This window comes from Bdellovibrio sp. NC01 (genome assembly GCF_006874625.1).
Taxonomy (GTDB): Bacteria; Bdellovibrionota; Bdellovibrionia; order Bdellovibrionales; family Bdellovibrionaceae; genus Bdellovibrio.
The window spans coordinates 721,290-746,968 of record NZ_CP030034.1 but is presented as its reverse complement, the minus strand read 5'-3'; the positions used below and the strand labels follow the sequence as shown (position 1 = coordinate 746,968).

Genomic DNA, 25,679 nt, shown 5'->3' with positions numbered 1-25,679 from the left:
AAAAAAGGGAGCCTCACGCTCCCTTTTTTATCTCATTTTCAGAGACCACTTCAATTACTCAAACTGTCTTAGTGCTGTTTCAATTTTGCTTTCGCAAGGACTTTACCAAGTTCCACACCTGGTTGATTGAAGGCATCGATCTTTAGGTATTCGCCCATTCCTGCAACGACAAGCTGCCAGAACATGAACAAGTAACCCAAAGTTTCTTCGTCCAAGGCCTTCATTTTCAAAGTCATTGTGGCAACGCCATTTTGATTTAATGCCTCTTGCGTTGCTAGAGCTTCGGCGCGCAGCAACTCACCCATTGTGCGACCGTGAAGATCGGCTGTTTCTTTGAAATGTGTTTTATGGATTTTTTGTGATCCGCCTTCTGATTCTTCAGAGCGCATGAACATCACAAACTTATCTTTCGTACCTTCCATCACCTGCTGCAAGATCGAGTGCTGATCAGAAGCACCGATTGCAGCCATTGGTGTGCTTACACGTGGAGCTGCTCCACCGGCGCGAGTTTGGTTTTTACCTAGTGATTCAGCCCATAACTGTGCATACCAACCGCCGAAGTTTTTAAGGCGTGAATTGTACGACCACAACAAAGTGATCCATTCTTCACGTTGGTAGCTCATGATCACTTGGGCCATCGTTTGTGTCACAGTTGCTGTATCCAACAACGCGCGCTTCGCACCGACACGGATTTTTTCAAGATCCAGGCCTAAGAACGCTGCCGGGAACATACCGACTGGAGAAAGAACAGAAAATCGACCACCAACATCCAGCGGAATTTCACACTCTGGAACTTGATGTTTACGCGCCCATTGAGTCAACGAGCTTTCCTTTGTTTCAGAGATCACGATGCTGTGCTTAGAAAGATCTAATTTTTCTTCTTCGTAGATTTGCAAAAGAAGTTCAAGGGCACACAATGATTCGATCGTTGTCCCGCTTTTAGAGATGAAAGCCCAAGCAACATCTTTCAGACTGCCAAGCTCTTCAATCAAAGTTTCAAATTCCAAAGCGTCAACGTTATCAACGAAGAACATGTTTTTAGAATTGAACACTTCCGCGATAACACGAGTCCCTAGCGAACTACCACCAAGACCGACGACGACAAGTTTTTTGAATTTGGCTGCGAAGTCAGCACCGTGCTTGTGCGATTGTTGCCACAACTGAATGCGCTCAACCAATTGCGGAAAGCCAATCTCTTTTCTTTCCATGAAAAGCTTCAAAGATGATTGGCAGGCTTGCAAAAGTTCGTTTGGAATTTGGTGACTGGATTGAGTGATTTCTAACATCGTGATATCTCCATGTGTCTACACTCTCGCAAAAGCGAGAATCGCAAATCACGAGATAGCGACGTCTTCCTCAATACGGTGATACCCTTTCCACTCTTTCAAACGACCGCGCGGGCGTCCGCCGTCTTCAGGGTATTCGATTAAACAGTACGTAAGCTTCGTGATTTTTCCTAGGGACACAATATCCAAAGAAGTCAGCTCCGTCCATGTTCCTGTATTAAAATATTCTTTGTTCTCGTTCCATTGACGATACTGGTAAACGTGCGTGTGGCCAAAGACCACCGTGTGAACGCGCTCATCGTTAAGAATCTTACGCGCTGATTCACTTAAATCAGGGAAAATCGCGCTTTCCAGGATGACTTGGATGATTCGTTTGATCGGCCAATGACGACGCGGGTCCTTAACAAAAGCACTTCTAAGGAAGTAACCAAGTGCCATAAAGAACGCACGCACCATCGTCATGGTTTCATTAACCAGCGCCCAACGCACCATTTTGCCGAAAGGTCGAATCTTATCGACGTGTGGATATGTCTGTTTGATTTTCAATACGACTTCCAAGAAGAAGTGCGAACCGAAAGGCAGATTCAAAATGGGCTCAACCAGATTCTTTTTTAAGAAGAATTTTTTGGGATCCATACGATTCGCGGCTTCGTGCATGTGACCGTGCTCGATGTGCACGCCATCAAAGAAATACACGATGTTTTTAAAGCGCACGGGCGCGCCAATAACTTGATTCAAGTACGCGCGGCACGCAGGCCACAACATGCCTTGATCGTGATTGCCGACGATATAAGTAATATTATTACCAGGCTTTGCCGCGAATTCGGCCAGAGCTTTGAAAACGTTTTCGTGACCTTTCACGATGTCCTTCAAGATCTCCAGTGTCACAGCTTCCGTGATAACTGAAAGGAAGTGACCTTTGTAATCGCACTGCAAGAAGTTAAAGAAGTCACCATTGATGATCATCTCAACTTCATAGTCTCTGTAAATACCTGTGGAGTAATAGTGAATGAATTCCACCAGCTTTTCGCCGTAATAGAATTCTTCTAAGGAGTTCAAACCACCTTGAGGTAATAAACGACCTTTGCCCAAATGCAAATCGCTGACGACGACTTTGATTTTTTTAATTGGCGCGGGTTTGGCGACGACCGCTGAGCCGTCGCTGGACTCTACTGCGACAGTGGACTCCATACGTTTCTACTCTGCTTTCTTAAGTGGCGTGAGGTTCTCCTCTTTGACCTCTAAGTTCGTCAGAGCTAAACGTAAGGCACGTTCAGTACGTTTGAACTGGTCTTGGTTCGCCTCAAGGGTCTTGTTAAGTTCAAGACACTTCTTGCGATAATTATCCAGTTCTTGGGATAGCTGATCAATCTTTCTTTTTTGGTCGAGGATATACTCGTCCTTCGATCGAACCAACGCGGCTTTTTCAGCACGCAAAAGCTCTAATCGATTTTCAAGTTCTCTCTCGCGAACGCGAATCTTTTTAAAGTCAGATTTAAGTCGAGTTTCAAGCTCTTCAACTTTGATACGAGCTTTGGCAACTTCGTTCTCTTTGTATTGCAAATTGCCTTTTAAGATTAGAATTTCACTTTGTGCAGATTCTTGCACTTCAGCTTTTTCTTTCTCGATAGCAGAGATGCGGATACCTAATTCATCTGTACGTGTACGAATGATTTCACCTGCAGATGCAAGCTCTTCATTTTCTGCACGAAGATGTTCGACTTCTCTTTCAAGTTCAAGGATGCGTTGTTGGGCAAGCTTTAAGTTTTCGGCTTGCGCAAGGCTTGCATCAACGGACGTCAATACGTTTGCAGCACCAGTACGGCTGCTACCACGGAAGTTGCCGACGCTGACTTTGACGTCAACATCAGAAGACTTACGTGCGCCTCCGACTCGGGCATTGGCAAAACCATCAACAGCCACTGTTTTGTCAGCGTCTGATCCAGAAGTGCTTGCTGCTACGGAAGAAGTCAGATTTAAATCTTGTTGGATAGAAATAGTTTTATCTTCACCACCTGATGAAGGCGCAGAAGTAAATGCCACAGGACGAGTTGCTTCGTCATCTGCTGCTTCTTCTGGTTGTGGTGGCGAAAACAATTCGTCAGAAGATTGATACCCGCCATCTGAAGATGGACCTTGATACTTTTCTTCTTCTGCTGAATTCATCATGAAGCGTTCTGAAGGAGGAAGCTCACCAAAGCCTTCTGGCATTTCGAACTCTTCGATTTTGCCAGCGCCAGAGTCACTGCCTTCATAGCCATCATTGTCTGAGCCATCGTATTCAGAGTGCGCACCACCCGTGAATTCTGAAGCGACGATGTCCTTTTCAATTTGGACACCCAAATCTTTTTCAAGATTGTCCCAAAGACCGCCCGCTACATTCGTGCTATCAACACGGTTTTCATCCGTGTCCATTGGCAGACCTTCGAAGTCGTTTTTCTCGGCATCAACATGAGCATTGTGATAAGACGAATCCGCTTGGATGTCTTTTAAATCATCCATCAAGGATTCAATCAGGTTTTCTGCTGCTGAAGATGTCTTTTTCTTTTTGCTCATGGCTATACGAAATATCGGTATTTTTCTCTGGTCTCTTGAGGACAAAGCAGATCCAGGTCGAGATCAGGATGAAGGTCCTGCTATTCCTCTGAAAATCCCAAAATGAAACACTCCGTCGCGCCATAAGTACCTGATCTGTGGTGTAGATTTTATATTTTACACAATTATGTTGTGTGCAATATAAATTCGCGATAAGTTGGCTTTATGAACAAGAAGCTCAAATTAGAAAATCAGCTTTGTTTCCCGATCTACGCAGCTTCGCGTTTGATTACGCAAATGTATGCGCCACACTTTAAAGAGCTGGACCTGACTTATCCGCAGTACTTGGTCTTTTTAGTGTTGTGGGAAAAAGCTCCACAAAAAGTGACGGAGATCGCAAATCTGCTGTTGCTTGATACAGGCACGGTCACTCCCCTGATCAAACGCATGGAGCAAAAAGGTTGGGTCACGCGTAAGCGCAGTAAAACTGACGAACGCGCGGTCGAAGTTCATCTGACTGCGGAAGGTCGCAAGCTTGAAGAAAAATTTGCGAGCATTCCCGATCAGCTTTTGTGTGACGTGAATTGCAAAAAAGAAGAATTAAATAGTTTAAGAACTCAACTCAACAAATTCGTTGTGGAAATGAATAAAACCCTTAAAGGAGGTTTGCATGAGTAGCTTATATACTGCATCTGCTACAGCAGTTGGCGGCCGTAATGGTACAGTCAAAAGTTCTGATGGCGTATTGAATCTTGAAGTAAGAATCCCAAAAGAAATGGGTGGCCCCGGTGGCGCCTACACAAATCCTGAACAACTTTTTGCGGCTGGATATGCAGCATGCTTCGATAGCGCTTTAGCCTTCGTAGCTCGCAGTCAAAAAGTGACGTTAACAAGCACTTCAGTAAATGCCGAAGTCGGAATCGGTCCAAATAAAACGGGTGGATTTCTTCTTACCGCGCGCTTGAAAGTGAAAATTGAAGGACCCGATCGTGAAACAGCACAAAAACTTTTGGAAGCTGCTCACCAAGTATGTCCTTACTCGAATGCGACTCGTGGAAATATCGAAGTTTCATTGGAGCTCATCTAGTCCCCTCCCCTCCCCTTCCCTGAACGCAAAAGACGAACGGGCGGCCATTGGCTGCCCCTCCTCTGAAATCTGTCTAGCAACTTCCGTCACCGCTCTTTAATTCTATCTGAAATTTAATAAAACTCTATCCTGCCCCTGTTTAGCTGGCAAAGCTCTTGCTCTTAAAAACTGTTCTAAGTTTTGACACCTTATCCAAGGAGTTTGTTATGAAGGCAGTCTTCATAGCCCTGGGCGTACTTTTGGCCTCGACAGTCAGTTTTGCGAATAGCTATTCAGCGACTCGCAAAGTGGTCGTCTCCGTAGGCGATCTTAAAGAAAACAAATCGACTCTGTGGAAAAAAGAGATCTGTGCACAGGTGTACATGATCGCCAACGACATCGCTGAACAAGGTGTCGATATCACGTGTCGTTCATTCGACACGGACAATTTCTTGGATAAAGATCTACCGGCTTTGCAAAAAAATAATTCCTATCACCTAAGAATTATTCGTGATCGCAATGGTGAAATCGGCATGGACATCACCAACTGGAGCCGTCGTTTTCAATCGGATTTCACAAATCTTGGATGGGACTTCAAAAATGCAGCTCAAGGCAAAGTCACTAAAGAACAAGCCTTCGCTAAAACTGTCGCTAACGTGTTTTACTATATCGCTAATGAAGATGCTTTCCGCGCCGCTTTGCTAGTCAATGGTGTCGAAGAATCTGAACGCGTGAAATACGATCAAGATCACGGTTTGTTCCTTGATAAATCCACGGGCACGCCGTTAACCATCGATCAAGCTTATAGCTCATTCGAGGACGAAAGCCCGCGTAAGAAAAACTATCTGCGCGCAGGTATCGAGCTGGGCGTGGTTTTCTCTTCTGGTATCGCTTGGTATTATAAAAATCTGGTCTATAATGCTCAAGACTTCGACTATGGTTTCCGCGAAGGTATCCGTAAAAAATTAAGCGGCGAAGCTGTGTTATTCGACGATAACGATAAGTTTGCAAACTACGGTCACGTCTATGCCGGCGTATTGTATTACAACGTCGCTCGTACAAATGGCGCTGGTGCGCTTGAATCCTTCCTTGTGACATTCGCATCTTCTGCGGCTTGGGAAATGTTTGAGTATCACGAAGTTTTCTCCATCAATGACCAGATCATGACTCCGGTTGGTGGTTATGTGATGGGTGAAGCGACTTATCAGTTGTCATGTGCTTTGTTACAAAAGGATTCAAAAGTTGCGAAGGCATTAGGTTACACAGTAAATCCTGTGGGTGCTTTGAACTATTCAATGAATAAATGGAAAACGGGCGACAAGTTTTCATCACAACCCGATTGCGCGAAAGAACGCTGGTCAGATGTTTCTGTTTATTTGGGGGTCGAAAAAGGCAGCAAACCTTTCGTACCAAACGAAAAGAACACCTACATCGTTGGCTTAAATGCACAAGTGGTGACGATTCCAAATTACAATAAAACCGGCGAAGACCAAGGTTTGATCTTTGATACTTCACTTGTGAACCTGAAGGCTGAAAACAATGGCGGCGAAGGCATGGGTGACTTAAAAATCATCGCTCAAATCGTCAGCGCCGCTTATCACAAGAAATCGATAGATAAAGATGGTCGCGGCGATCTTCGTGGTTATGATTTGATCGTTGGTTTAGGGACAGCTTCAACATGGAATGATCGTGGCACCGATAAAAAAGGTGGCAATGAAGACTACTACGGCACAATCAACATCCTTGGCGCCTCTGCTCATGCGACGATCTTTTATGGCGGCTACAAAATCAAAGCTGAGTTCGGCTTCTATGGCGACTTCGCGATGGTGAAGTCTTATGCGCTAAGCCCGATCGAAGACACAAAAAACAATCCTGCACTGGCCACTCAAGCCAGCACGGTTCGCAAACGTGGTTATTATTGGGGTGTCGGCCATTCGACTTTGGCTTCGATCTCTGTAGAAAAAGGGCGTTGGACTGTGGGCTATGAAGGTCAGGTTTCTTCGGCGACGAATATCAACGGTCGCGATAGAAAATACGATGAAGTGCAAGATCCTTTGGACTTCTCTGATTCGTTTATGTCTCACCGAGTGTACGTGATGTTTAAGATCACTCGCAACTTAAGCATCCAGTTGGCGCATGAGTTGTCGATCCGCGAAGGATCTGTCAGTGGCTTTGAAACCCGCCGCGGCGTCGAACATCGCACGTTCGGGGTTTTGGTTTATAAGTTCTAATCTTTAGAAACGAATGATTCAGAAAATAAAAAAGGCATCGATTGAAGTCGACGCCTTTTTATTTTTTGTCTTCGCGTCAGCGAACTACAAAGTGATAACTTTTTTGTATTCAGCGAGGCGTTTTTCAAGATCGCCCAAAGTCACTTTTGCCAAAGCTTTCACAGAGAAATCTTGGATCGTGTGGCTAGCCATCATAGAACCCATGATGCACGCTTGTTTCAAGTTGTTCACAGTTGGAACTTCTTTTTGTGCTGCCAAGTAACCGAAGAAGCCACCAGCGAATGTATCGCCAGCACCTGTTGGATCGATCACTGAAGGAATCGGCATCGCTGGAAGGATAAAGTAACCTTCCGCTTTCGTGTACATCGCAAAGCCGTATTCGCCACGTTTGATAACAACTGCTGAAGGACCCATTGCTGTAATCATTGGAGCTGCCGCAATTGCATTACCAGCGCCCGTCAACATTTTCGCTTCACCTTCATTGATCAATACAAGGTCTACTTTTTTAACAACATCAAGAAGAACGTCTTTTTTGATATTGATCCAAAGATTCATTGTATCAAGACCTACAAACTTCGGAGCTTTCACTTGCGACAATACTTGCAATTGAAGTTCTGGAGCGATGTTTGCCAAGAATACGAAAGAAGAATCTTTGTAGTGTTCTGGCAATTGTGGATTGAAATGTTCAAAAACGTTCAACTCTGTATTCAAAGTTTTCGCTTCGTTCATATCGCCTTCGTATGAACCCGCCCAGTGGAATGTTTTACCTGGAACTTTAGAAAGACCTGTCAAATCAACGCCACGGCCATTCAACAATTCGTAATCTTTTTGTTCGTAGTCTTCACCAACAACACCAACAACGCGTACTTTTGAAAACAATGAAGCTGCCAAAGAGAAATAGTTCGCTGATCCACCAAGAGCGCGATCCACTTTTCCTGAAGGTGTTGAAATAGAATCGTAAGCTAAACTTCCTACTACTAGAATTTCTGACATGTAAATCTCCCTAAAAATTAAAACAGTTTAAGCTTCTTCGTCGCCTTCGTAGCTCATGGCAGTGAATGTCGCATTTAGTGCGGCATTTTCCAAGGCTTGCGCGGCAAGTAATTCTCTTTTTGATTTCGGCATACCTGCCAATTTCGAATTCGAGATGTCCATTTTCGCATCGTTTTCTTTATGCGTGCTGTTCAACTGACCACAAGCTGCGAAGATATCGCGGCCCATAGAACGTCTAAGCAGAACGTGAACACCCAAACGGTTCAATTCAGAGTGGAATGCCTCAATCGTTTCATCAGCAGGACGTTGATAGTCTGTGCCTGGATGTTCGTTGAATGGAATGATGTTGATCTTGCACGGAATGTTACGAGTCAACTTCGCCACTTGGCGTGCGTTTTCAATTGAATCCGTCACACCTTTCAAAAGAACGTACTCGAATGTCACTTTATCGCCAGTCTTGTCAGTATAGTCCTTACAAGCAGCAAGCAACTTTTCAGTGTTCCATTTTTTATTGATCGGCATAACTTGCGTACGGATCTCATCAGTTGGTGCATTCAAGCTTACTGCCAAACGAACTTTGGCATCAGCAATACGCCACATTTCTGGAACGATACCAGAAGTCGATACTGTGATTTTCTTACGAGATAAATTAATACCCCATGGCGAGTGCACAACGTCGATTGTTTTAAAGACCGCTTCAGGATTATCAAGCGGCTCGCCCATACCCATGAATACGATATTCGTGATGCGTTGACCTTCTTCGAGCAAATCATGAACGTGCATGAATTGACCAACGATGTCTTCAGTGCGCAAACGACGTTTCAATTTTTGTTTACCAGTGAAGCAGAACTTGCAACCGATGTTGCAACCAACCTCTGAAGAGATACACAAAGTTTGACGGCCTTCAGATGGAATCAACACAGATTCAACCGTCATGTTGTCACCAACGTCGAACAGGAATTTTTGTGTTCCATCGACAGACTTTAAGTGACTGACCACTTTTGGAAGTTCGAAAGAAAGAAGTTTTGGAAGCTCGGCACGGAAGTCTTTCGACAAATTGGTCATTTGTTCAACGTCAGTGATACGTTGTTCGTAAACCCATTTGAAAATCTGTTGCGCACGGAATTGCTCTTTGCCTTTTCCTTTAAGGAAAGCTTTTAGATCTTCAAGTGTCAGAGAATAAAAATTTGTCGGTTTGTTTTCTAGAGGCTTCGCGACGTTATCGTCAGCGTAATTCACAGGGGCTAGTGGCTGAACGCCAGTGCCTTCATTGAGTTCCATGTTTGCTCCTTGGCTTGCGACAGCCATGCTTATTACAGCTGGGATCTTTAAACGATCCCGTTAGTTAAGGATATGTGTGCAGGGTTTGTAGCATAGAGGGCCCAGATAGCCTAGTGATTCCGTTCATTTGGGCTCAAAATAGGAAAAGGCCCGGTCCGACCGAGCCTTTTCATGGAAAAATTGCCTGAAATCTGAAAGGAGCTTACATCAGCGCTTTCTCGCAGCGAACCAGACGGCCTTTATTAAAGGCAATATTGCGGAATGCTGAAAGGACGTTGTCCTTCACTAAGCTCAACGCCGGTAAAGTGGCTTTAAGGCCCTCTAAGCGGAACAGATAAAATCTTGTCGCGTGATCTTGGTAAACCAAGAAGGCACCGATCGCTGGTGGGAATGACAAGCCTGTTGAAGCAGCCCACCCAAATTGATGAGGTCCCTGACGAAATACGCCCGTTGCGCCACCATACATCGTCGTGTTCTTTTGAGTCATGAATGGACCTTCACGCTTTTCAAACACCAAGCCGTAAGTTCCTGCAGCAGAAACTTCAACGATACCTGTTAGAGTGTTTTTAAGTTTTTCGACATCCATGAAAATTTCGAATACGAATTTTGACTTATTGTTCGAATCAACTTGGCGAGTGAAACCCGCACCTAAACCCAACATGTAATAGAAACCACCCGAGTCTGGGATAAAGTTGCCAATGCTTTTCTTGCGCAGAAACTCCATCGCTTTACGTGGCAACGCTAAACCACCCGACACTGAAAACATCATCGATCCGCCCTTCACGTTACTACGTGAAACGACATGCGAGCTTTCGTAAAAGCGACCATTCAATTCATTCAATGCTTTATTAATTTTGCCCGGGCCCACACGGAAGAAGGACAACACTTTTGCGAACTTTCCAAGGAAGGCTTTCTTTTTACCAAGGAACGACGCGATCTCTGTATCGCTCAGTTGCAATAACTTATCGAGTTCCGCTTGCGTGCGCGGAGTTTCAAAATCAAAAAGCTGATCTTTAGGAATCTCTTCAGTGAACTTGGCTTGGGCTTTTTGAATGAAAGCTTCGCGATTAAATCCCTTTTCAGGTTCCGTGACTTCGGAAGGATCGAATTTCACTTGAACATCGTCAGTCATTTCCGCTTTTGGCGAAGACTCAGTAATTTGCTCTGGATTTTCGATAATCAAAAGATTCGTGTCATCATCCGCAGCGTGTGCCGCAAAGCCCGACAAGATCATCGTCAAGACCACCAAATTCATACGAACAAGTGAACGCAATTTCATAAGAAACTCCCTCAATGACTGAAAAGGAGCAACGAATGAACCAGTCTCAGTGTGAGACACATGCCTTTATTTACTTATGAGTACGAAGATATCACTTTAGAGAAAAGAATTACGAAGCCCAGCGATCAAGAGCCGAACACAGAGCGAAAAAGGTCATACACCTATTTTTTGAAAACGTCGTATTTAAGAGGCACCTGAGGCCCCAACCACATTGCGGCTTGAGTATGGTCATACAAGTCATCGCCCGTAAGTTCATGAACTAGCACAGACAAGTTTCCACGCTCTTTCATTAACCACAAGACAACGTCAGTGAATTTTTCTTTTGGAAAATTGATTTCAAACATCGGAATTGGATGAGGCCCAATCCCATGAGGTGACAACATACCCGTAAACACGTTGTCGCCACCAAAATCGCGCAATGCTTTTTCATGCATGGATTCAGCAAAAGCACGCGAAGACTCATCGAAGTAAATGTGCGCATCAAACTCGCGGGGAAAATCCGCAGGCATTAATTTCGAGTTCACTTGATAAGTCTTCGGATCATTCATAATTAGTGAGCCGTATTGATGTATTCGATCAATTCAGGAATTTCACAAGGCACGCAACCGACTTTACCGACAACCACACCCGCAGCGTAGTTCGCAAGCATACAGCTGTGAACCAATGACAATCCCGACACAAGACCCAAGGCCAAGGCTGCGATTACCGTATCACCAGCACCTGTCACATCGTAAACTTTACGCGCGTAAGTTGGAACTTCCGTGATGTGATCGTCAGAAAAAATTGTCATACCGTCTTTACTACGAGTCATAACAACTTCTTTAGCGCCCGTTACTTTTTGTAGAGCACGACCGACCTCAACAACTTTATTTGGGTTGCCTTTAAGATCATCGAAATCCATACCCGCTAAAGCTACAGATTCATCGTAGTTTGGCTTGATTAAATCGACACCTTTGTAGAACGTGCCTGGGTTGTTTCTGTTTGGATCGACAAGAAGCTTTTTATTGGCTTTTTTGCAGATCGCAGAAACTTTTTCGACCACGTTTTTAGAGATCACACCTTTTGCGTAATCTTCAATCACGATGCAATCCGCAGTCGTCACATTTTTTTCAACCGTTGCGATCAAACGGGCTTCTGCTTCTTCAGACAAATATCTTTTCAATTCATAATCGACACGCACAAGGTGATGTTGTTTTGCCATCACACGAGTTTTACGTGTTGTTGGGCGCGCTTTATCTACGATCATGTAATCCCAAGCGACACCGTTTTTAATGCACAAGTCTTTCAACAACTCGGCACCTGTGTCTTCACCCACAACGGAAACAAGCATCGGAACACCGCCAAGGCTTGCTACGTTTTGCGCCACGTTTGCGGCAAGGCCCAAACGCATATCTTCTTCTTCAACTTCCAAAACTGGAACTGGAGCTTCAGGGCTGATGCGACGGACTTGGCCCATCACATATTCATCCAAACCCACATCACCAATGATGAGGATTTTTTTGCCTTTCAAAGCAGGGATTTGATTAATCAAAAGCTGTTTTTCGCTAGGACCAACTTGGGCCTGGACCGGTGTTGTCATTTTTTCATCTCCAGGCCTTCTTTTTAGCGGAACCGCAGCCCCCTGTCACCCCCTAACATCGCGGGCTTGGCGAGGTGGGCGGCTCTATGATAGAACCTCGGCCTATGTTTAAATCCAAAGCGCCAAATAAAAATTCCGGCAAGCCGCAGGGCAAACCACGTGGACCGCAGAACGCAGGTCGTCCATTGTCGTCTCGCGCACAAGAGGATCGCTCGGCCCCGAACGCTTTGATTTACAAAGAAAACTACATTTCTAAGCGCGAAAAAGAAGAGATTCTGACTTACCTTTCGACGCTCTACCCGATTTGGGAAATGCGTTATTCTAAAAATAATCCGCCGCCAGAAAATCAAAAACAACGTCCGTTGTTACGCCCGGTTTACTGGTTGGGAAATTGGCAATTCGCATGCTTGAATTATTACCATCCACCCAAGGGTATCTATAACCGTTGTGTGACGGCAGAAGGCTTCCCACCGATCTTGGAATATTTGATTCAAAAAATCGAAACCTTAGTGAAAGAGCACTACAATCCCCGCGACATTCCTCGCGGCTGGCACTTGAACACGTGCTTGATTAATTACTATGGCGATCAAATTCTTCCCGATGGCAAGCGTTTGGACTGCGCGCGCGTGGGTGAGCACAAAGACTTCGAACCAGGTCCCGTGGCTTCCATTTCATTCGGCGAAAGAGCTTTGTTCCAGTTCGTGCAAAGTCACAGCACGGAAAGCAAATCCAACGTCGTTGTACAACAGTGGCTGGAAGATTCGTCCTTGCAAATTTTTGGTGGCGATAAATTTAAAAAGCATCTGTTCCACCGCGTGCAACGCGTGGACACGAAAGAAGATGCACATTTTAAATTGAATGAGATTTCAAATTTCGACACTCGTCGTATTAACTTTACGTTCCGCTATGTTCCCGACGAACACATCGTTCCGTTTCATCGTCTTCCCGACGAAGCAAAAGAAGATGTACAAGCGTACGTGCAAAAACTCGGCGAACGTTCCGAGTTTTTCAAAGAGGCTTTAACGAAGTAATTTTACAAAGCAACAGGCCACGAAACTTTCAACGTCGGCTTGTTGTTATTCTGAAGCAAAGTCACACGTAAATTCTGATTCAACCAACGCACGATCATTTGTTTTTCACTGACACTCAGATCTTTGTTCAAGAAGCGGAAATCAAACTCTGACAGCGGCAAACTTAGATTCATATCTTTGTTGTCTTGCTTGGCGTTTGTCAGCTTCACATCAAGACGAACAAACTTATGATCTTTCGCGGGCTCTTGCACCGTGAACTTCGTGACAACCGGACCGTTGAAAAAACCTTTCCATTCGTCATCCGTTAATTCCACATTCAGATCACGTTGTTTCAGACGGAAACTTGGCGAATGCGATAAGATGTAAGATTGAAACACGGTCGACATCGCTTTCCAGTCATAGGCGATTGGAAACGTGCAGTGATTGCCTTGCGGAAATGCGACAACTTTGATGTTCTTACTGGCCACTTTCATGGTCTTATTCATCACTGAATAAGCGTTCATATCGTAAGGCACAAGGGCGTCGCGTTCCGTCGCCATAACCATCACCGGCTCTTGCACATCTTGATAGTATTTCCAGAAATCATTCAAGCCCCAAAAGTCACTGCCATCTTTCATTCCCGGCGGCAGCTTCACAGTGGACACGTAAGACAAACCACCTTGATAGTTGCGCACAACTTCTGACACTGCTTTGGATAAAAATCGAAACGAATCGTGGCCATCAACAGCGGGAAGTTTTTTATCAAGACCGGTTAAACGTTTTCGGCTCCACATATCGACAAAGGCCGTTTTCAATCCTGGCGTTTCCGCTAAGTTGTGCATCGTATTCTGCAAGTTCACAACCGGACAGAATGCCAAAGAGCTTTGAATCAACGGATAACCCGCAGGCGAATTGTACTTGTTCAACAATGAAGAGAACAGCACACCATGGCCGCCCAAGCTAATTCCAAAAACATGCACACTATCGATCAAACGTGATAGCGGCTCGTTCGGGTCACGCAACATTTTTGCGATCAGGATATTTTGAATCCCTTCATCGTAACCACCGAAAGAAAACTGATTGTTGTCTGCGACAAAGTCAGCGCTCGACATGTTCTCTAGAACAAGAACGTTGAATGGGGATTGTTCAAACAACATCATCAACCATGCGCGTTCGGGTCTGAACGTTTCAACACTCGAAAAAATTCCCAAGCGCATGATCACAAGAGGACGACGTTTGAAGTCTCCTTTAAGTCCCAAAAGACCTTTTAAACGCACGTTGCCCGGAAGATTTATGACGACTCTTCGTAAAAAGGGATGAGCTTGCGGCTTGAAACTCATACTCATCATCTTGCGACCGTTTTCAAGATCGCCCGTAACGCCCGTTTCTAGCTCCGCACGGCAATCGCCGAGGTATTTTTGTACGAGTGCACCCTGGATTTGCGGCGAGGTTCTAACCCGTGGGTCCAGCATGCGTTCCTGCCAAACATCGGGATTACATCCGGCAGACATTGTCTTGCCTATGCCGGTGGGTGCCCAACCCAGTACACTTTCGAAGAGAAAGTTCATCAGTGAAGGATAACGCCCCGGGCTGTCTTTCAAAATCGCTGAGTCTTCCGAAGGAAACTGGATGCGGGAGCTTTGGAATTGCTCCATGAAAGCTTGTTGCGGATTCTGACTTGGCGAAGCGTAAACCGGAATTGTCAGAAAAATGAGTGTGATAGAAGCAAAGCAAGACCGAAGCATAGGTCTTGATTGTGGACGAAAAGAACCACCGAGTCATCACCCTTTTTCCTGAGTGACACTGAGTATTTACTTAATTAAAATTCGATCGTGTATTTTTAAGGAGACACATATCATGGAAAACAAAATCGAGCCACTTTACGATGGCCCGTTGTTTAGAAACGCCATTCAGACTCTCGATGAAGCAGCTAAAATTATTAACTGCGACCCTAACGTACTAGAACGTCTTAAACGCCCTCGTCGTAGCATCACGGTTTCAGTACCTGTGCGTATGGACGACTACTCTGTGAAAGTATTCACAGGTTACCGCGTTCAATACTCTCCAACATTGGGCCCTTACAAGGGTGGTATTCGTTATCACCAAAACGTAGACCTTCAAGAAGTTGTCGGCCTTGCCGCTTTGATGACTTTCAAAAACTCTGTTCTAGGTCTTCCATTGGGTGGCGCGAAAGGTGGTATCACTGTTGATCCAACTAAACTTTCTCGCACTGAAAAACAAAATCTAACTCGTCGTTATGCATCTGAAATTGGCCCATTTGTTGGACCAACTAAAGATATCCCAGCTCCAGACGTGGGTACTGATCCACAAACAATGGCTTGGTTCATGGACACTTACTCACAAGAGCAAGGTGGCTTTGCGCAACCGGGTGTTGTCACTGGTAAACCAGTTGAAATCGGCGGTTCCTTGGGTCGTAACCACGCTACAGGTTTGGGCGTTGTTTACGTAGCTGAAAAAGCGTTCGAAGTTTGCAACATGAGCATGAAGGGCGCGACTATCGCGATCCAAGGTTTCGGTAACGTAGGTTCATTCGCAGCGAAATTCGCACACGATCGTGGTGCGCGTATCGTAGCAGTGTCTGACGTTTCTGGTGGTATCTTCAACGGTGACGGTCTTGATATCCCTGAAGTTCTTGAATACGTGAAAGCTCACAAATTCTTGAAGGGTTATCCAAAAGCACAACCAATCAGCAATGAAGAATTGCTTGAAGTAAAATGTGATGCTTTGTTCCCGTGCGCTCTTGAAAACCAAATCGACACTCACAACGCTGAAAAAATCCAAGCGAAAATCATCGTTGAAGGTGCGAACGGTCCTATCACAAATGCAGGAACTAAAATTCTTGTTAAACGTGGTGTGTTCATCGCTCCAGACGTTATCGCCAACGGCGGTGGCGTAATCGTATCTTACTTTGAATGGGTTCAAGACACGATGGCGTTGTTCTGGGACGAAGAAGAAGTAAACGGTAAATTGAAAACGATCATCACAAAAGCTTTCGATAAAGGTTTTGCGATGTCGAAAGAGAAAAACGTCGATATGAGATCTGCTGCTATGGCGGTTTCTGTTCAACGTCTTGAAAAAGCAATGCTTCTAAGAGGCTTGTACCCAAGATAGTTTTCTTAAAAGAGGCGACGCAAGTCGCCTCTTTAGTTTTTGGACTTTGGAGTTTAGTCGCATGCGCCCTTGGCTTTTGTTACCACCGCAACTCGCTCATGATCTGATTCCCTTCACACTTCCTTTTATTTCAATGGCCTATGGAAAGAAAACTCCCGAGTGGAATAGCTTCACTTGGAAGGATATGACGTTTGCAAATCCATTGGGTATTGCGGGCGGTGTTGATAAGAATGCAGAACACTTGAACGACTGGTGGAGACTTGGTGCAGGCTTCGTCGAAATCGGTACGGTCACTCCCCTGCCACAAAATGCGAATCCTGGCAAAATCATGGATCGCGATAAAAGACTGCAAGCGATGTGGAACAAGATGGGTTTCCCAAGCCATGGTGCTGACGAAGTCTTTTATAATCTTGCCTCTTATGCACCGAAATTTCGTACTCCGATTTTCATCAATATTGGAAAGAACCGATCAACTCCAAACAATGAGGCCGTGAGCGACTATTTAAGTTTGGTCGATACATTCCGTCCTTTTGCGGATGCTTTTGTTGTGAACGTTTCAAGTCCCAACACCAAAGGACTTCGTGACCTTCAGAACAAAGACAACCTTCGCAACCTCTTGTGTCCAATCATCGACAAAGTTTCACATTTTGAACCCACTCCGGTGTTAGTAAAACTGAGTCCTGACATGGGCGAAGATGCCTTGGCAGAGGCCATCACTCATTGCAACGATATCGGAATTGATGGATTCGTTTTGACGAACACCACACTTTCTCGCCCTCAAGGTTGCCATTTTCCAGAGGAAGGCGGCCTTTCAGGGGCTCCATTAAAGGACCTCTCGCTACGCGCCTTGCAAATTGCTGTGCAAATTTTAGGCAAAAATCGCGAGGATAAGCTTCTGGTAAGCGCTGGAGGTGTTATGACCCCAGACGATGTCTTTGAAAGATTGCAAATGGGCGCTAATCTTGTTCAAATTTATTCTGCACTCGTGTTTCAAGGTCCTGGTTTTTTCCACGAGGTTGCAAGAAGGTACAATGAGCGAAGATAGCAGCACTGCAGTTAAACCTAGAAAATCTAAGATCCGTAAGGGTCATTGGATTCCTGTGGTTGCGGGCTTCTTGCGCAAAGACGGCAAAATTCTTGTCGGTCAACGTCCTGAAAACAACTCTCTTGCAGGTCAATGGGAATTTCCTGGTGGCAAAATCGAAAATGGCGAGACTCCAGAACAAGCCCTTGCTCGTGAACTCAATGAAGAGCTCGGTATTGAAGCTGAAGTCGGCGAATTGAAGCTGGCGTGCAGCCATTCGTATGGGGATGTAGGGATTCTCATTTTGTTCTATGAGATCCTGTATTGGAAGGGCGAGCCTCGTGCCAAACACCATATGATGCTTGAGTGGATTCACCCTGAAGAACTAAAGCACCGAAACATTCCGGAAGCGAACCGTAAAATCCTGGACAGGATTTACAAAGCCCTAGGGATTGAATGGCGAAAATAATTCTTGTTAGCAAAAAAATCACAGCGACTTCGTGGCAACTAGCGCAAGCTTTGCGCAGTCAACAACACGAAGTGGTGATGCTAACAAGTTATGGCGAAGAACCTTTGGGTGAGCTTCGCAATATCGAGTTCATGGCTTACTTCAAAAAGTGGAGTTTCCTTGAAGGGATTAAAATCATCCCGGGCCTGTTCGGACTGCAACCGCAAATTCTGCATCTTGTTTTAGAAGAAGATAAAATGTCGCCAGCACAAATCGTGCTTTCGACTTTTGCGAAATCACATCCTTCATGCGTGTTAACGACTTCTTTGCTAAACATTCGTTTTGGTTTGCGCAGAACAAATCCCGTCAGATACTTGGTTGAAGAAAGTGACATCATCACATGCCCAACTGTTGAAACTTTGGGGCAACTTCGTGGTTTGAATGTGAAAGCCAATCAACAAGGTCGCGGCATTTTGCCGCCCGCTTTGGATTTCAGCAAATCAGCGATGAGTGAAACGTATGCCGATGGCAGCGAAGCTCGTTTGATCGCGGATTTGGCTGATGAAGAATATTTCGTTGTTCCTTTCCGCGAATCGCGTTTTAGACCCGATTCAGCTTCATTTGTTCGTCTTCGTACACTGGCGCAGAAACACAAAGTCGCATTGTGGGGATCTTATTCTCACTGGCCGCTTCGTGATCGCAAACAGTTTGCGGCGTGGATGGAAAAATACGACTGCGGCAACCGTTGGGTTGTAACCGGATCGCTCGCTCCCCACCTGACAAAGATTTTATTGGAACGTGCGACGGCTTTTGTTTTAGCTGGGCAACGTTTTACTCCTGTCGAAATGACCGAGTACTATTTGCGCGCCATTCAATCGCAAGCAATCATGGTCTTGGATTCAAAACAGACCAGCGTGCACGCCGATCTTTGGAAGAATACGGTGAATTGCTGGGTTCTAAACCACGAACACATTCAAAGAGACTTGGTGAAATTGCTATCGCGTCCTCACCTGCGCTTGCCAGAAGTCCTGTCTGAACAGCGTGCTCAAAACAGTCATCTGATCGATTCTTCTTTAAATGAACTCAATCGTCTGTACAACAAGGCTTTATCTCATCTAAGATAAAGGCATGTGGTCTTCGAAGCAGAAACTTCCTGAAAATTTAAATATCTGCCTAACGTCAGCACGCTTTCCTATTTTAAGTCGTGCGACTGATCACGGATTTTTATGGCCGATTGCTCGTGGTCTTGCGCGCGAAGGTCATAAGGTCACAGTCATCTCGACAACTTCATTCTTAAAAAAGCCAGAAGTCACTCGCGATGGCGTGCGCGTATTTTATCTTCATGAAGGTGCAAAAAATCTTTCGCACATGAACTTCCAATTGGCGGCACGCCAGAAGTTCGCACAACTTCACCGCGAAGAACCTTTTCACTTAGTTCACAGTATCGACACTTCAGGCTACCGTATTGGCACTCGCAAAAAAGATTTCAATATTGCGATGGCCTATGACGTAGAAGCGACACAAATGTCACAGTTGTTCGCGATCCTTGCGATGAAACGCGAAACGTTGGGCAGTATGCTGACGACGGCGATCGCAACAGCCTATAAGTTTTTGACGACTTATTATGGTGGCGATCGTCAGTTGTTATCAACAGCGGACGGTATCTTCGTCACGAATCCGCAGCAAAGAATCATTCTTGAAAGATATTATCTTTATCCCGACTTTCACACGTATACGGTTCCTTATGGGATTGAATTAGGTGACTTGTCTCCGAAAGAAAAGTCGCTGGAGCTACGTAAAAAGTTAGGTCTTCCTGAAAATTCGCATGTCGCAGTTACAATCAGCGACATGACTGAAGTTCAAGAGATGATTCCGCTCCTAAAAGCTTTTGAAAAAGTCGCGATTAAAAAACCGAACAGCTATTTGATCATCGTGGGTAACGGTCCAAAATTTAGAAACATCGAATACGAAGTTCTAAATTTAGCCTTGGGCAATCGCGTGATTTTGACAGGCGCGGTGCCTGCCCCGGAAGTGGAAGATTATATCGTTTTGGGTGATGTTTTCGTGAACATGAGTTCGCGTACGACGGGTTTTGAGCCATCGACTTTAGAAGCCATGGCGCAAAAAAAGGTCGTTATGGGTTCGGAAGTTTCCCCAATTGCCAATATTATCGAAGACGGTCGCGATGGCTTTTTGCTTCGCCCCGCCGACGTCGATTCGATGAGTAACCTGCTGGTTGAGATCTTTTCGGGCACTATGCCTGCGGACGAAATCGGCGAAAGGGCCCGTCAGCGGGTTGTAGACCTGTTTGATACCCCAAAACTGGTCCAATCGGTGCTTGATGCCTACCGTAATATCCTCATTAATAGCGGAATGTATAAGAAGCATTGAGTTAAACTATTGAAAAGTGGTAGTCAGCCCTGATCCCTTCTGTATAATCGGGAGTGTTATCAATACTTTATCGATCAGCGGCAGATGAAATTGCCTAAGTGAGTTCTGAAGGAACCTGGAAGATGACGAAAGCGGATTTGATTAATTTGATCTCTGAAAAAGCAGGCATCACTCGCGTAAAAGCAGAGACTGTCGTTAACACTATTTTCGACTCTATGGTTGAGGCGTTAATGCGTGACGACCGCATTGAAATCCGTGGTTTCGGTTCATTTGTGAACCGTCAATACGGCGCTTACAAAGGCCGCAACCCGCGTACTGGCGAAATCATCAATGTCGAAGAAAAGAAACTTCCATTCTTTAAAGTGGGTAAAGAACTTAAAGAAGACATCAATACAGGCAAAGGCGGCTAGTCCGTTTTCCCTCGTAAAATTGCATAAAAAAAGGGACCACATGGTCCCTTTTTTATTTTGTCTTCTGTCGTCTTCAGATTATTTGCATTGAAGATCTGAACTTTGAATTTCGTAATTCCAACCAGAATCATCTTCAGAATAAAGTGCTGAAGCCTCGTTACCTGCGATAGTCAGTTTCAAATAAAGCTCACCACGATCACCCGAACCTGCGATAGCTGTCAGGCTGCCATCGATATTTTGTTTCAGTGTGATAGGGTCTTCTGACACGAAATATTTTGAATACTCAGAAGTTTTAACTTTTACGAATGGATTTGCAGAGTCGTCTAAGTTCACAGTCAAAGTAACTTTGTCTGTTCCGCCCTGTTCAGTTTCATAAGAGCCAACACATTTCAAAGTTTGCGCGAAGCCCGCCGAAGTCGTAAGTAAAGTCGCTAACAAAGTGATTACCGCTTTATTCATACATGATCCTTTTTATTAAGTTCCATGACGTTATAGCGAATGATCTTTTAGAGCGCTTGGGTAAAGTACTTCGAGTATAAAAATGGAAAGACTATCTAAACTTTAGACGCTTTGGAAAATAGTGGAACACTTCGAATGAGGCTTGAAAAGCCCCTGCTTTGGTTATGGGCTATTTTTGAGGTTTTGTCTTACAGAAAGCGGCGGAAGAGTCCTTCTTACACATGAACTCTTTGATGGCTTGGATCTCTTGATCCTTCTCTGCCAATGTCGATTTTAAAGAGGCGATTTCGCGTTTTTGTGTTTCGAGCTCTTTATGATCATCGATCCATCTTGCGTAAAGCTCTTTGATGGCATTAATGATCGGGCCGACCAAGAACGAATAGTTCACGGCTTTGATGCCTTGTTTATCTGTCTTAACAACTTCAGGATAAACTTTTTCCACCTCTTGCGCGATCAAACCAATTTGCAAATCAGGATCACGTTTTGGATCTTTCCAATTATAACTTACACCGCGCATAGAGTTGATGTGCTCCAGTGAGTTTTCCAAAGTCTTCACATCTTTTTTCAAACGAATATCTGACGGAGTGACGTTGGTACCACGGATGTATCCATTCACATCCAATAAATAAGATGGATTGCTCATGCCGATGCCAACGCTGCCGCCACCGCCTTGAAGCACAAGAGTTTTCGTTGTTCCGCCCCAACTACCCGCTTGCAAATATCCGAAGCCAGACGTCGACCACCCCATGCCCATGACTTCATTTGCTGTGCCGGAACGCGCTTGCACTAACGAGTCCGTTCCAGTTTGCGTGTTGACGATGGCACCACCTACAACTTCAAGCTTCGCTGTCGGATTTGAGGTCCCGATGCCCACGTTACTTCCGCTGTAACTGCCGCCAGGATTTAATAATAGTGGGGCTCCAACATTTTCGGCAACGTTCGTTGAATCAATCACAGTACCACTTAAACGAATTTTATTGGTGCCGTTGGAAAATACCGCTGTCATAACACCAGCAGTGCTTGCGACATCGAGCGGATGTGCTGGGCCCGTGTTTCCGATTCCGACATAGCCGTTGTGATCAATCGTCATTCGTGTTTGCAATGACGTCGTTGTATTTGCCGTTGTATTAAAGTCAATACGAGTGCCTTTTGCGGAAGCCGTATGTGTTTCTGCTGCCGTAAAATACATTCCAGCTTGCGGCGGCCAGATGTTTGAAGAGGCCGCAGAGTTTTCCGAAACGTATGCTACACCGCTGACAACCGACCCTGACGTGGGATACGTCGTCGAACGAGCCACCAAAAACGGGGTCAAACCATCAAGCAATATATCAGAATCACCACCAATATGAAGAGTTGCAAGCGGTGAGGCTTGCAACAAACCTAAACGGCCCGCATTTGTTAGACGCATTTTTTCCGCATTCGACACAGTTCCTGCTTTTGTCGTTTGGAAAATCATATCGGTACCAGCCGTTGTCGAAGAAAAATCCTCGACAGTTGCTGCCCAAATACTTGCACCCGTTTTGTAGTTACCATTCGTTGCACTACTACCGTTGAATGCCACGGACCCTAACGACTCGCCTGATTTCATCACCGCTGAAACGCCAGAAGTACCGCGCATATTAATCAAATTGATCGAAGGATTTCCTGCAGCGCCCACTGCCGGTGAACCCGCATAATTCACAACGCTGACAGTTGGATAGCGTGCTGTTGTCGTAGAGGTATTTTCTGACACGACCGCCGCAATCGCATCGGCGTTCGCTTTGTAAACCGAGAAGTCATACCAGTTCAAACCTTGTGAACCCACTCCCACGCTACCGTTTTTATCAATCGTCATGCGAGTGGTGTTGTTTGATTTGAAAGTGACGTTGTAGTTATCATTCGAACCCAATGACGGAGCCGAACCAAAACTATTCCCACCGTTTTTAAAATAAGTCGTATCGTAACCGCCCGATGGCAAGTCTGCGGATGCAATCGTTCTGAATGTTGGTGCCCCCGCAGAACCATTCGGTGCCGCTAAAAATGTATTCGCTGTTTTAGATGCATACGTGATCGCGGCATCACTAATCGCGATGCCTGTACAAACAAAACCACCGACTGGTGAAACGAATGTCAAAGTTTGCGCCGAAGTACAAATCGGGAACTGCGTGAAATCTGGCTTACCACTTAAAGAAGTTGCAAGACCTGTGACATCAGCGATCGCAATCGCACTATTCACCCAGTTTGTGCCGTCGTATTTTAAATAATTTCCTGAAGCCAACGAACTGATCGACAAGGCTGTACCACTTAATTTTGCAACGGAAGGATTTGGATAAGTACCAGATAAATCTCCACCTGCGGAACCCGTAGGAGCTGAACCTGTGGAAGAAATCGTAATTGTACCGTTGCCATTCGTGATATTTACGCCCGAACCCGCAGTTAACGTCGCTTTCGTCAAAGTGTTGCCTGACGAATTACCAATCAACAACTGACCGTCCGTATAAGTCGTTTGGCCCGTACCACCTTTTGCCACTGGTAAAGTGCCTGTCGTATCAGTCGAAAGATTTACGGTGCCATTCGCAGCGGAAGTCAAACGACCTTGAGCATCCACAGTAATAGAAGCATGCGTATACGAACCTGCTGCCACCGCTGTGTTCGCCAAATTCAAAGTCACTGTTCCTGTTGTGCCACCACCAGATAAACCGGTACCGGCTGTCACACCTGTGATTGTGCCGCCAGAACCCGTCGCAGAAGCAATCACAACCCATGCGCCCGAGTTATATTGATAAATAACTTTTGAATCTGTTGCGAAATAAATCGCACCAGCACTTGGCGACGCAGGTTTAGAAGCGTCCGTGCCTGTTTGAATCGATGGTGTACCACCTGCATTCAAAATCGCATCAGTAATACCATAGCCGCTTAAGTTAATTGGTTTACCTGTCGTGATTTTAGACCAATCAAGTGATGGAATATTTGAAGCTGCCAGAGTTCCCGTTAGATCGGCTGCAGCCAGTGGCGAATTCACAAACGCTGTACCATTGAATTTTAAATAATCTTTATTCGCGGGAGTCGTGATCGTTAACGTCGATCCTTGAAGTTTTGCGACCGTTGCAGCTGCAGAACCAGGACCACTGGCAGTCACATCACCCGTTAGTGCAGTGATATAATTTCCAGCTGCTTGCTTCCCATTAAATGTATTCCAATCCGTCGAAGATAAATAACCACTTGTCGAAGTAGTCGCTTGCGAAATCGAAAGTGACGGAGTCGTCGTACCATTCGTGACAGACAATGGTGCAGAGGCAGAAACAGAAGTAACTGTCCCACCACCATTGTTATCGCTGCCAGCAACCCATTTTGTACCGTTATATTTTAACACCTGGCCATTTGTTGGCGCTGAAGAAAAATCAAGGTCATAGCCTTTGATTTTATCAACGGAAGCAGCACCGATTGTGCCGCTAACATCACCTGCTAACGAAACGTTGATAGCCTGACACAAAAACTTACCCGACACCGAACTCCAATACGGAGTTTCATAGGATGTACAATTTGCCGAACCAACGGCCGTATTGAAAGCCGACGTCGTTTGATAACCAGTCAATGTCGAAGATAAATTCGTGACATCTGCAATAGCAATCGCAGAAGGACTCCATTTCGTACCATCGAACTTAAAAACTTGGCCCGTTGTCGGAGTCGTATTCGCAACACTCACTCCTTGCACTGCAACCACAGAAGGGCCGGGATAAGTTCCGCTTAAGTCACCACTTGCACCGGCACCAGACTGAATAGCATTCACTAAACGTGGATCATTGCCTGCTGCGACTGTGTTAGCACCAGTACCGACATTCAAAGTTAATGTTGGTGACGTCGTATTATTGACAATCGTGATATAGGAATTTCCCGAAGCGACATTCGTAACCGTACCACCGCTTGCACCACTCACACCACCGCAAGTTAATGCCGATCCATTCCACGTTAAGAAAGTGCTTGCTGGACATGTCGGTAAACCTGTCTTCTGCAAGAAGTCAGCAGCGGGATTACCACCCAACTTCGCTGCATTATAAGCATGACCCGCATAAGGAACCGAACGCACCGTCGAATCAGGAGAGATCGTCTGCCAACCTACTCCGTCATGAAATTTCACACGTAATTTTCTGCCATCATCAAATTGCGGAGTGAAAGTTACACCACCATCACAAGTTAACGGTGATGAATTGTCGAAAGCGTCTAATAAAATGAAGGTTCCAGAAGCGGGATAACTTTTTGTGCCGGCACCAATCGGAACATCGAACACACCGCCCGAGTTCACCATGTTCACACCGTTCACTTGTTCACGATAAACAACGCAAAGACCGTCAGGACTAGTGACCTCAAATTGAAAGCTCACGTTGCTGTACTCTAAGGGAGTTCCATCTGACTTCAAGATACGACCTTGATAGGTCAAAGACGAAGGCGCAGCACTGGCGACGAAGCACGCAAATAGTGTTATCAGAACGATGTAAGGACGTACCAGATTCTGCATACAATACTTATCGGATACCTTAACAACATTTTTTAACCAATATTTGGACCAGTTTGAGAC

At 45.3% G+C, this 25,679-nt stretch carries 21 protein-coding genes; 10 read left to right on the top strand and 11 right to left on the bottom strand.

Features of this window, described 5'->3' with window-relative positions:
* Nucleotides 1-68 precede the first annotated feature (68 nt).
* From DOE51_RS03610 to DOE51_RS03600, 3 genes are read right to left on the bottom strand one after another with little or no spacing between them, the layout of a single operon-like run.
* Entirely contained in the window at nucleotides 69-1,286 is a 1,218-nt protein-coding gene (locus DOE51_RS03610; RefSeq protein WP_142695222.1) for a glucose-6-phosphate isomerase, read from the bottom strand.
* A 48-nt stretch (nucleotides 1,287-1,334) separates the two neighbouring features.
* Nucleotides 1,335-2,477, bottom strand: coding sequence for a metallophosphoesterase (locus DOE51_RS03605; protein ID WP_142695221.1), 1,143 nt, complete (start codon nucleotides 2,475-2,477; stop codon nucleotides 1,335-1,337).
* 6 nt (nucleotides 2,478-2,483) lie between these two features.
* The gene (locus tag DOE51_RS03600) at nucleotides 2,484-3,842 is read right to left on the bottom strand and encodes a hypothetical protein (RefSeq protein ID WP_142695220.1); all 1,359 of its coding nucleotides are present in this window, start codon (nucleotides 3,840-3,842) and stop codon (nucleotides 2,484-2,486) included.
* A 204-nt stretch (nucleotides 3,843-4,046) separates the two neighbouring features.
* Here DOE51_RS03600 and DOE51_RS03595 point away from each other — a divergent pair, with 204 nt between their 5' ends.
* The 3 genes from DOE51_RS03595 to DOE51_RS03585 all read left to right on the top strand — a co-directional run bounded on the left by DOE51_RS03595 (nucleotide 4,047) and on the right by DOE51_RS03585 (nucleotide 7,118).
* Nucleotides 4,047-4,499: a MarR family winged helix-turn-helix transcriptional regulator gene (locus tag DOE51_RS03595; RefSeq protein ID WP_142695219.1), complete on the top strand. Its 453-nt coding sequence runs from the start codon at nucleotides 4,047-4,049 to the stop codon at nucleotides 4,497-4,499.
* The gene (locus DOE51_RS03590) at nucleotides 4,492-4,908 is read left to right on the top strand and encodes an organic hydroperoxide resistance protein (protein WP_142695218.1); all 417 of its coding nucleotides are present in this window, start codon (nucleotides 4,492-4,494) and stop codon (nucleotides 4,906-4,908) included. Before DOE51_RS03595 ends, DOE51_RS03590 begins: the two co-directional genes overlap by 8 nt.
* A gap of 206 nt (nucleotides 4,909-5,114) precedes the next feature.
* Nucleotides 5,115-7,118 carry a DUF3943 domain-containing protein gene (locus DOE51_RS03585; protein ID WP_142695217.1) on the top strand — a complete coding sequence of 668 codons (2,004 nt, stop codon included), beginning with the start codon at nucleotides 5,115-5,117 and terminating at the stop codon, nucleotides 7,116-7,118.
* A gap of 84 nt (nucleotides 7,119-7,202) precedes the next feature.
* Here DOE51_RS03585 and DOE51_RS03580 read toward each other — a convergent pair whose 3' ends face one another.
* From DOE51_RS03580 to rfaE1, 5 genes are all read right to left on the bottom strand, one after another.
* Nucleotides 7,203-8,111, bottom strand: a complete 909-nt coding sequence (locus DOE51_RS03580; RefSeq protein WP_142695216.1) for a PfkB family carbohydrate kinase — start codon at nucleotides 8,109-8,111, stop codon at nucleotides 7,203-7,205.
* Nucleotides 8,112-8,138: 27 nt separating this feature from the next.
* Complete coding sequence (rlmN, locus tag DOE51_RS03575) at nucleotides 8,139-9,392, bottom strand: 23S rRNA (adenine(2503)-C(2))-methyltransferase RlmN (RefSeq protein ID WP_142695215.1); 1,254 nt, start codon at nucleotides 9,390-9,392, stop codon at nucleotides 8,139-8,141.
* A 202-nt stretch (nucleotides 9,393-9,594) separates the two neighbouring features.
* Complete coding sequence (locus tag DOE51_RS03570) at nucleotides 9,595-10,671, bottom strand: hypothetical protein (protein WP_142695214.1); 1,077 nt, start codon at nucleotides 10,669-10,671, stop codon at nucleotides 9,595-9,597.
* Between the two features lie 161 nt (nucleotides 10,672-10,832).
* On the bottom strand, nucleotides 10,833-11,195 hold the full coding sequence (locus tag DOE51_RS03565) for a DOPA 4,5-dioxygenase family protein (protein WP_246845325.1): 363 nt from the start codon (nucleotides 11,193-11,195) through the stop codon (nucleotides 10,833-10,835).
* 26 nt (nucleotides 11,196-11,221) lie between these two features.
* Nucleotides 11,222-12,250, bottom strand: a complete 1,029-nt coding sequence (rfaE1, locus tag DOE51_RS03560; RefSeq protein ID WP_142695212.1) for a D-glycero-beta-D-manno-heptose-7-phosphate kinase — start codon at nucleotides 12,248-12,250, stop codon at nucleotides 11,222-11,224.
* Between the two features lie 104 nt (nucleotides 12,251-12,354).
* On the opposite strand from rfaE1, the gene DOE51_RS03555 reads away from it, so the two are divergent.
* The gene (locus DOE51_RS03555; RefSeq protein WP_142695211.1) at nucleotides 12,355-13,281 is read left to right on the top strand and encodes an alpha-ketoglutarate-dependent dioxygenase AlkB; all 927 of its coding nucleotides are present in this window, start codon (nucleotides 12,355-12,357) and stop codon (nucleotides 13,279-13,281) included.
* A gap of 2 nt (nucleotides 13,282-13,283) precedes the next feature.
* Here DOE51_RS03555 and DOE51_RS03550 read toward each other — a convergent pair whose 3' ends face one another.
* The gene (locus DOE51_RS03550) at nucleotides 13,284-15,005 is read right to left on the bottom strand and encodes a hypothetical protein (RefSeq protein WP_246845323.1); all 1,722 of its coding nucleotides are present in this window, start codon (nucleotides 15,003-15,005) and stop codon (nucleotides 13,284-13,286) included.
* A gap of 112 nt (nucleotides 15,006-15,117) precedes the next feature.
* Between DOE51_RS03550 and DOE51_RS03545 the strand changes: the two genes are divergently transcribed.
* From DOE51_RS03545 to DOE51_RS03520, 6 genes are all read left to right on the top strand, one after another.
* The gene (locus tag DOE51_RS03545) at nucleotides 15,118-16,392 is read left to right on the top strand and encodes a Glu/Leu/Phe/Val dehydrogenase (protein WP_142695210.1); all 1,275 of its coding nucleotides are present in this window, start codon (nucleotides 15,118-15,120) and stop codon (nucleotides 16,390-16,392) included.
* A gap of 61 nt (nucleotides 16,393-16,453) precedes the next feature.
* Nucleotides 16,454-17,437 carry a quinone-dependent dihydroorotate dehydrogenase gene (locus DOE51_RS03540; RefSeq protein WP_142695209.1) on the top strand — a complete coding sequence of 328 codons (984 nt, stop codon included), beginning with the start codon at nucleotides 16,454-16,456 and terminating at the stop codon, nucleotides 17,435-17,437.
* On the top strand, nucleotides 17,424-17,885 hold the full coding sequence (mutT, locus tag DOE51_RS03535; protein WP_142695208.1) for an 8-oxo-dGTP diphosphatase MutT: 462 nt from the start codon (nucleotides 17,424-17,426) through the stop codon (nucleotides 17,883-17,885). The genes DOE51_RS03540 and mutT overlap by 14 nt, the downstream gene beginning before the upstream one ends.
* Nucleotides 17,873-18,988, top strand: a complete 1,116-nt coding sequence (locus DOE51_RS03530; protein ID WP_142695207.1) for a hypothetical protein — start codon at nucleotides 17,873-17,875, stop codon at nucleotides 18,986-18,988. Before mutT ends, DOE51_RS03530 begins: the two co-directional genes overlap by 13 nt.
* A 4-nt stretch (nucleotides 18,989-18,992) precedes the next feature.
* Entirely contained in the window at nucleotides 18,993-20,255 is a 1,263-nt protein-coding gene (locus DOE51_RS03525) for a glycosyltransferase family 4 protein (RefSeq protein WP_142695206.1), read from the top strand.
* Nucleotides 20,256-20,377: 122 nt separating this feature from the next.
* Entirely contained in the window at nucleotides 20,378-20,665 is a 288-nt protein-coding gene (locus DOE51_RS03520; protein WP_142698160.1) for an HU family DNA-binding protein, read from the top strand.
* Between the two features lie 78 nt (nucleotides 20,666-20,743).
* On the opposite strand, the gene DOE51_RS03515 is transcribed toward DOE51_RS03520, so the two are convergent.
* Both DOE51_RS03515 and DOE51_RS03510 read right to left on the bottom strand, forming a co-directional pair.
* Nucleotides 20,744-21,124, bottom strand: coding sequence for a hypothetical protein (locus DOE51_RS03515; protein WP_142695205.1), 381 nt, complete (start codon nucleotides 21,122-21,124; stop codon nucleotides 20,744-20,746).
* Between the two features lie 169 nt (nucleotides 21,125-21,293).
* Complete coding sequence (locus DOE51_RS03510) at nucleotides 21,294-25,619, bottom strand: tail fiber domain-containing protein (RefSeq protein WP_142695204.1); 4,326 nt, start codon at nucleotides 25,617-25,619, stop codon at nucleotides 21,294-21,296.
* Nucleotides 25,620-25,679: the final 60 nt, after the last annotated feature.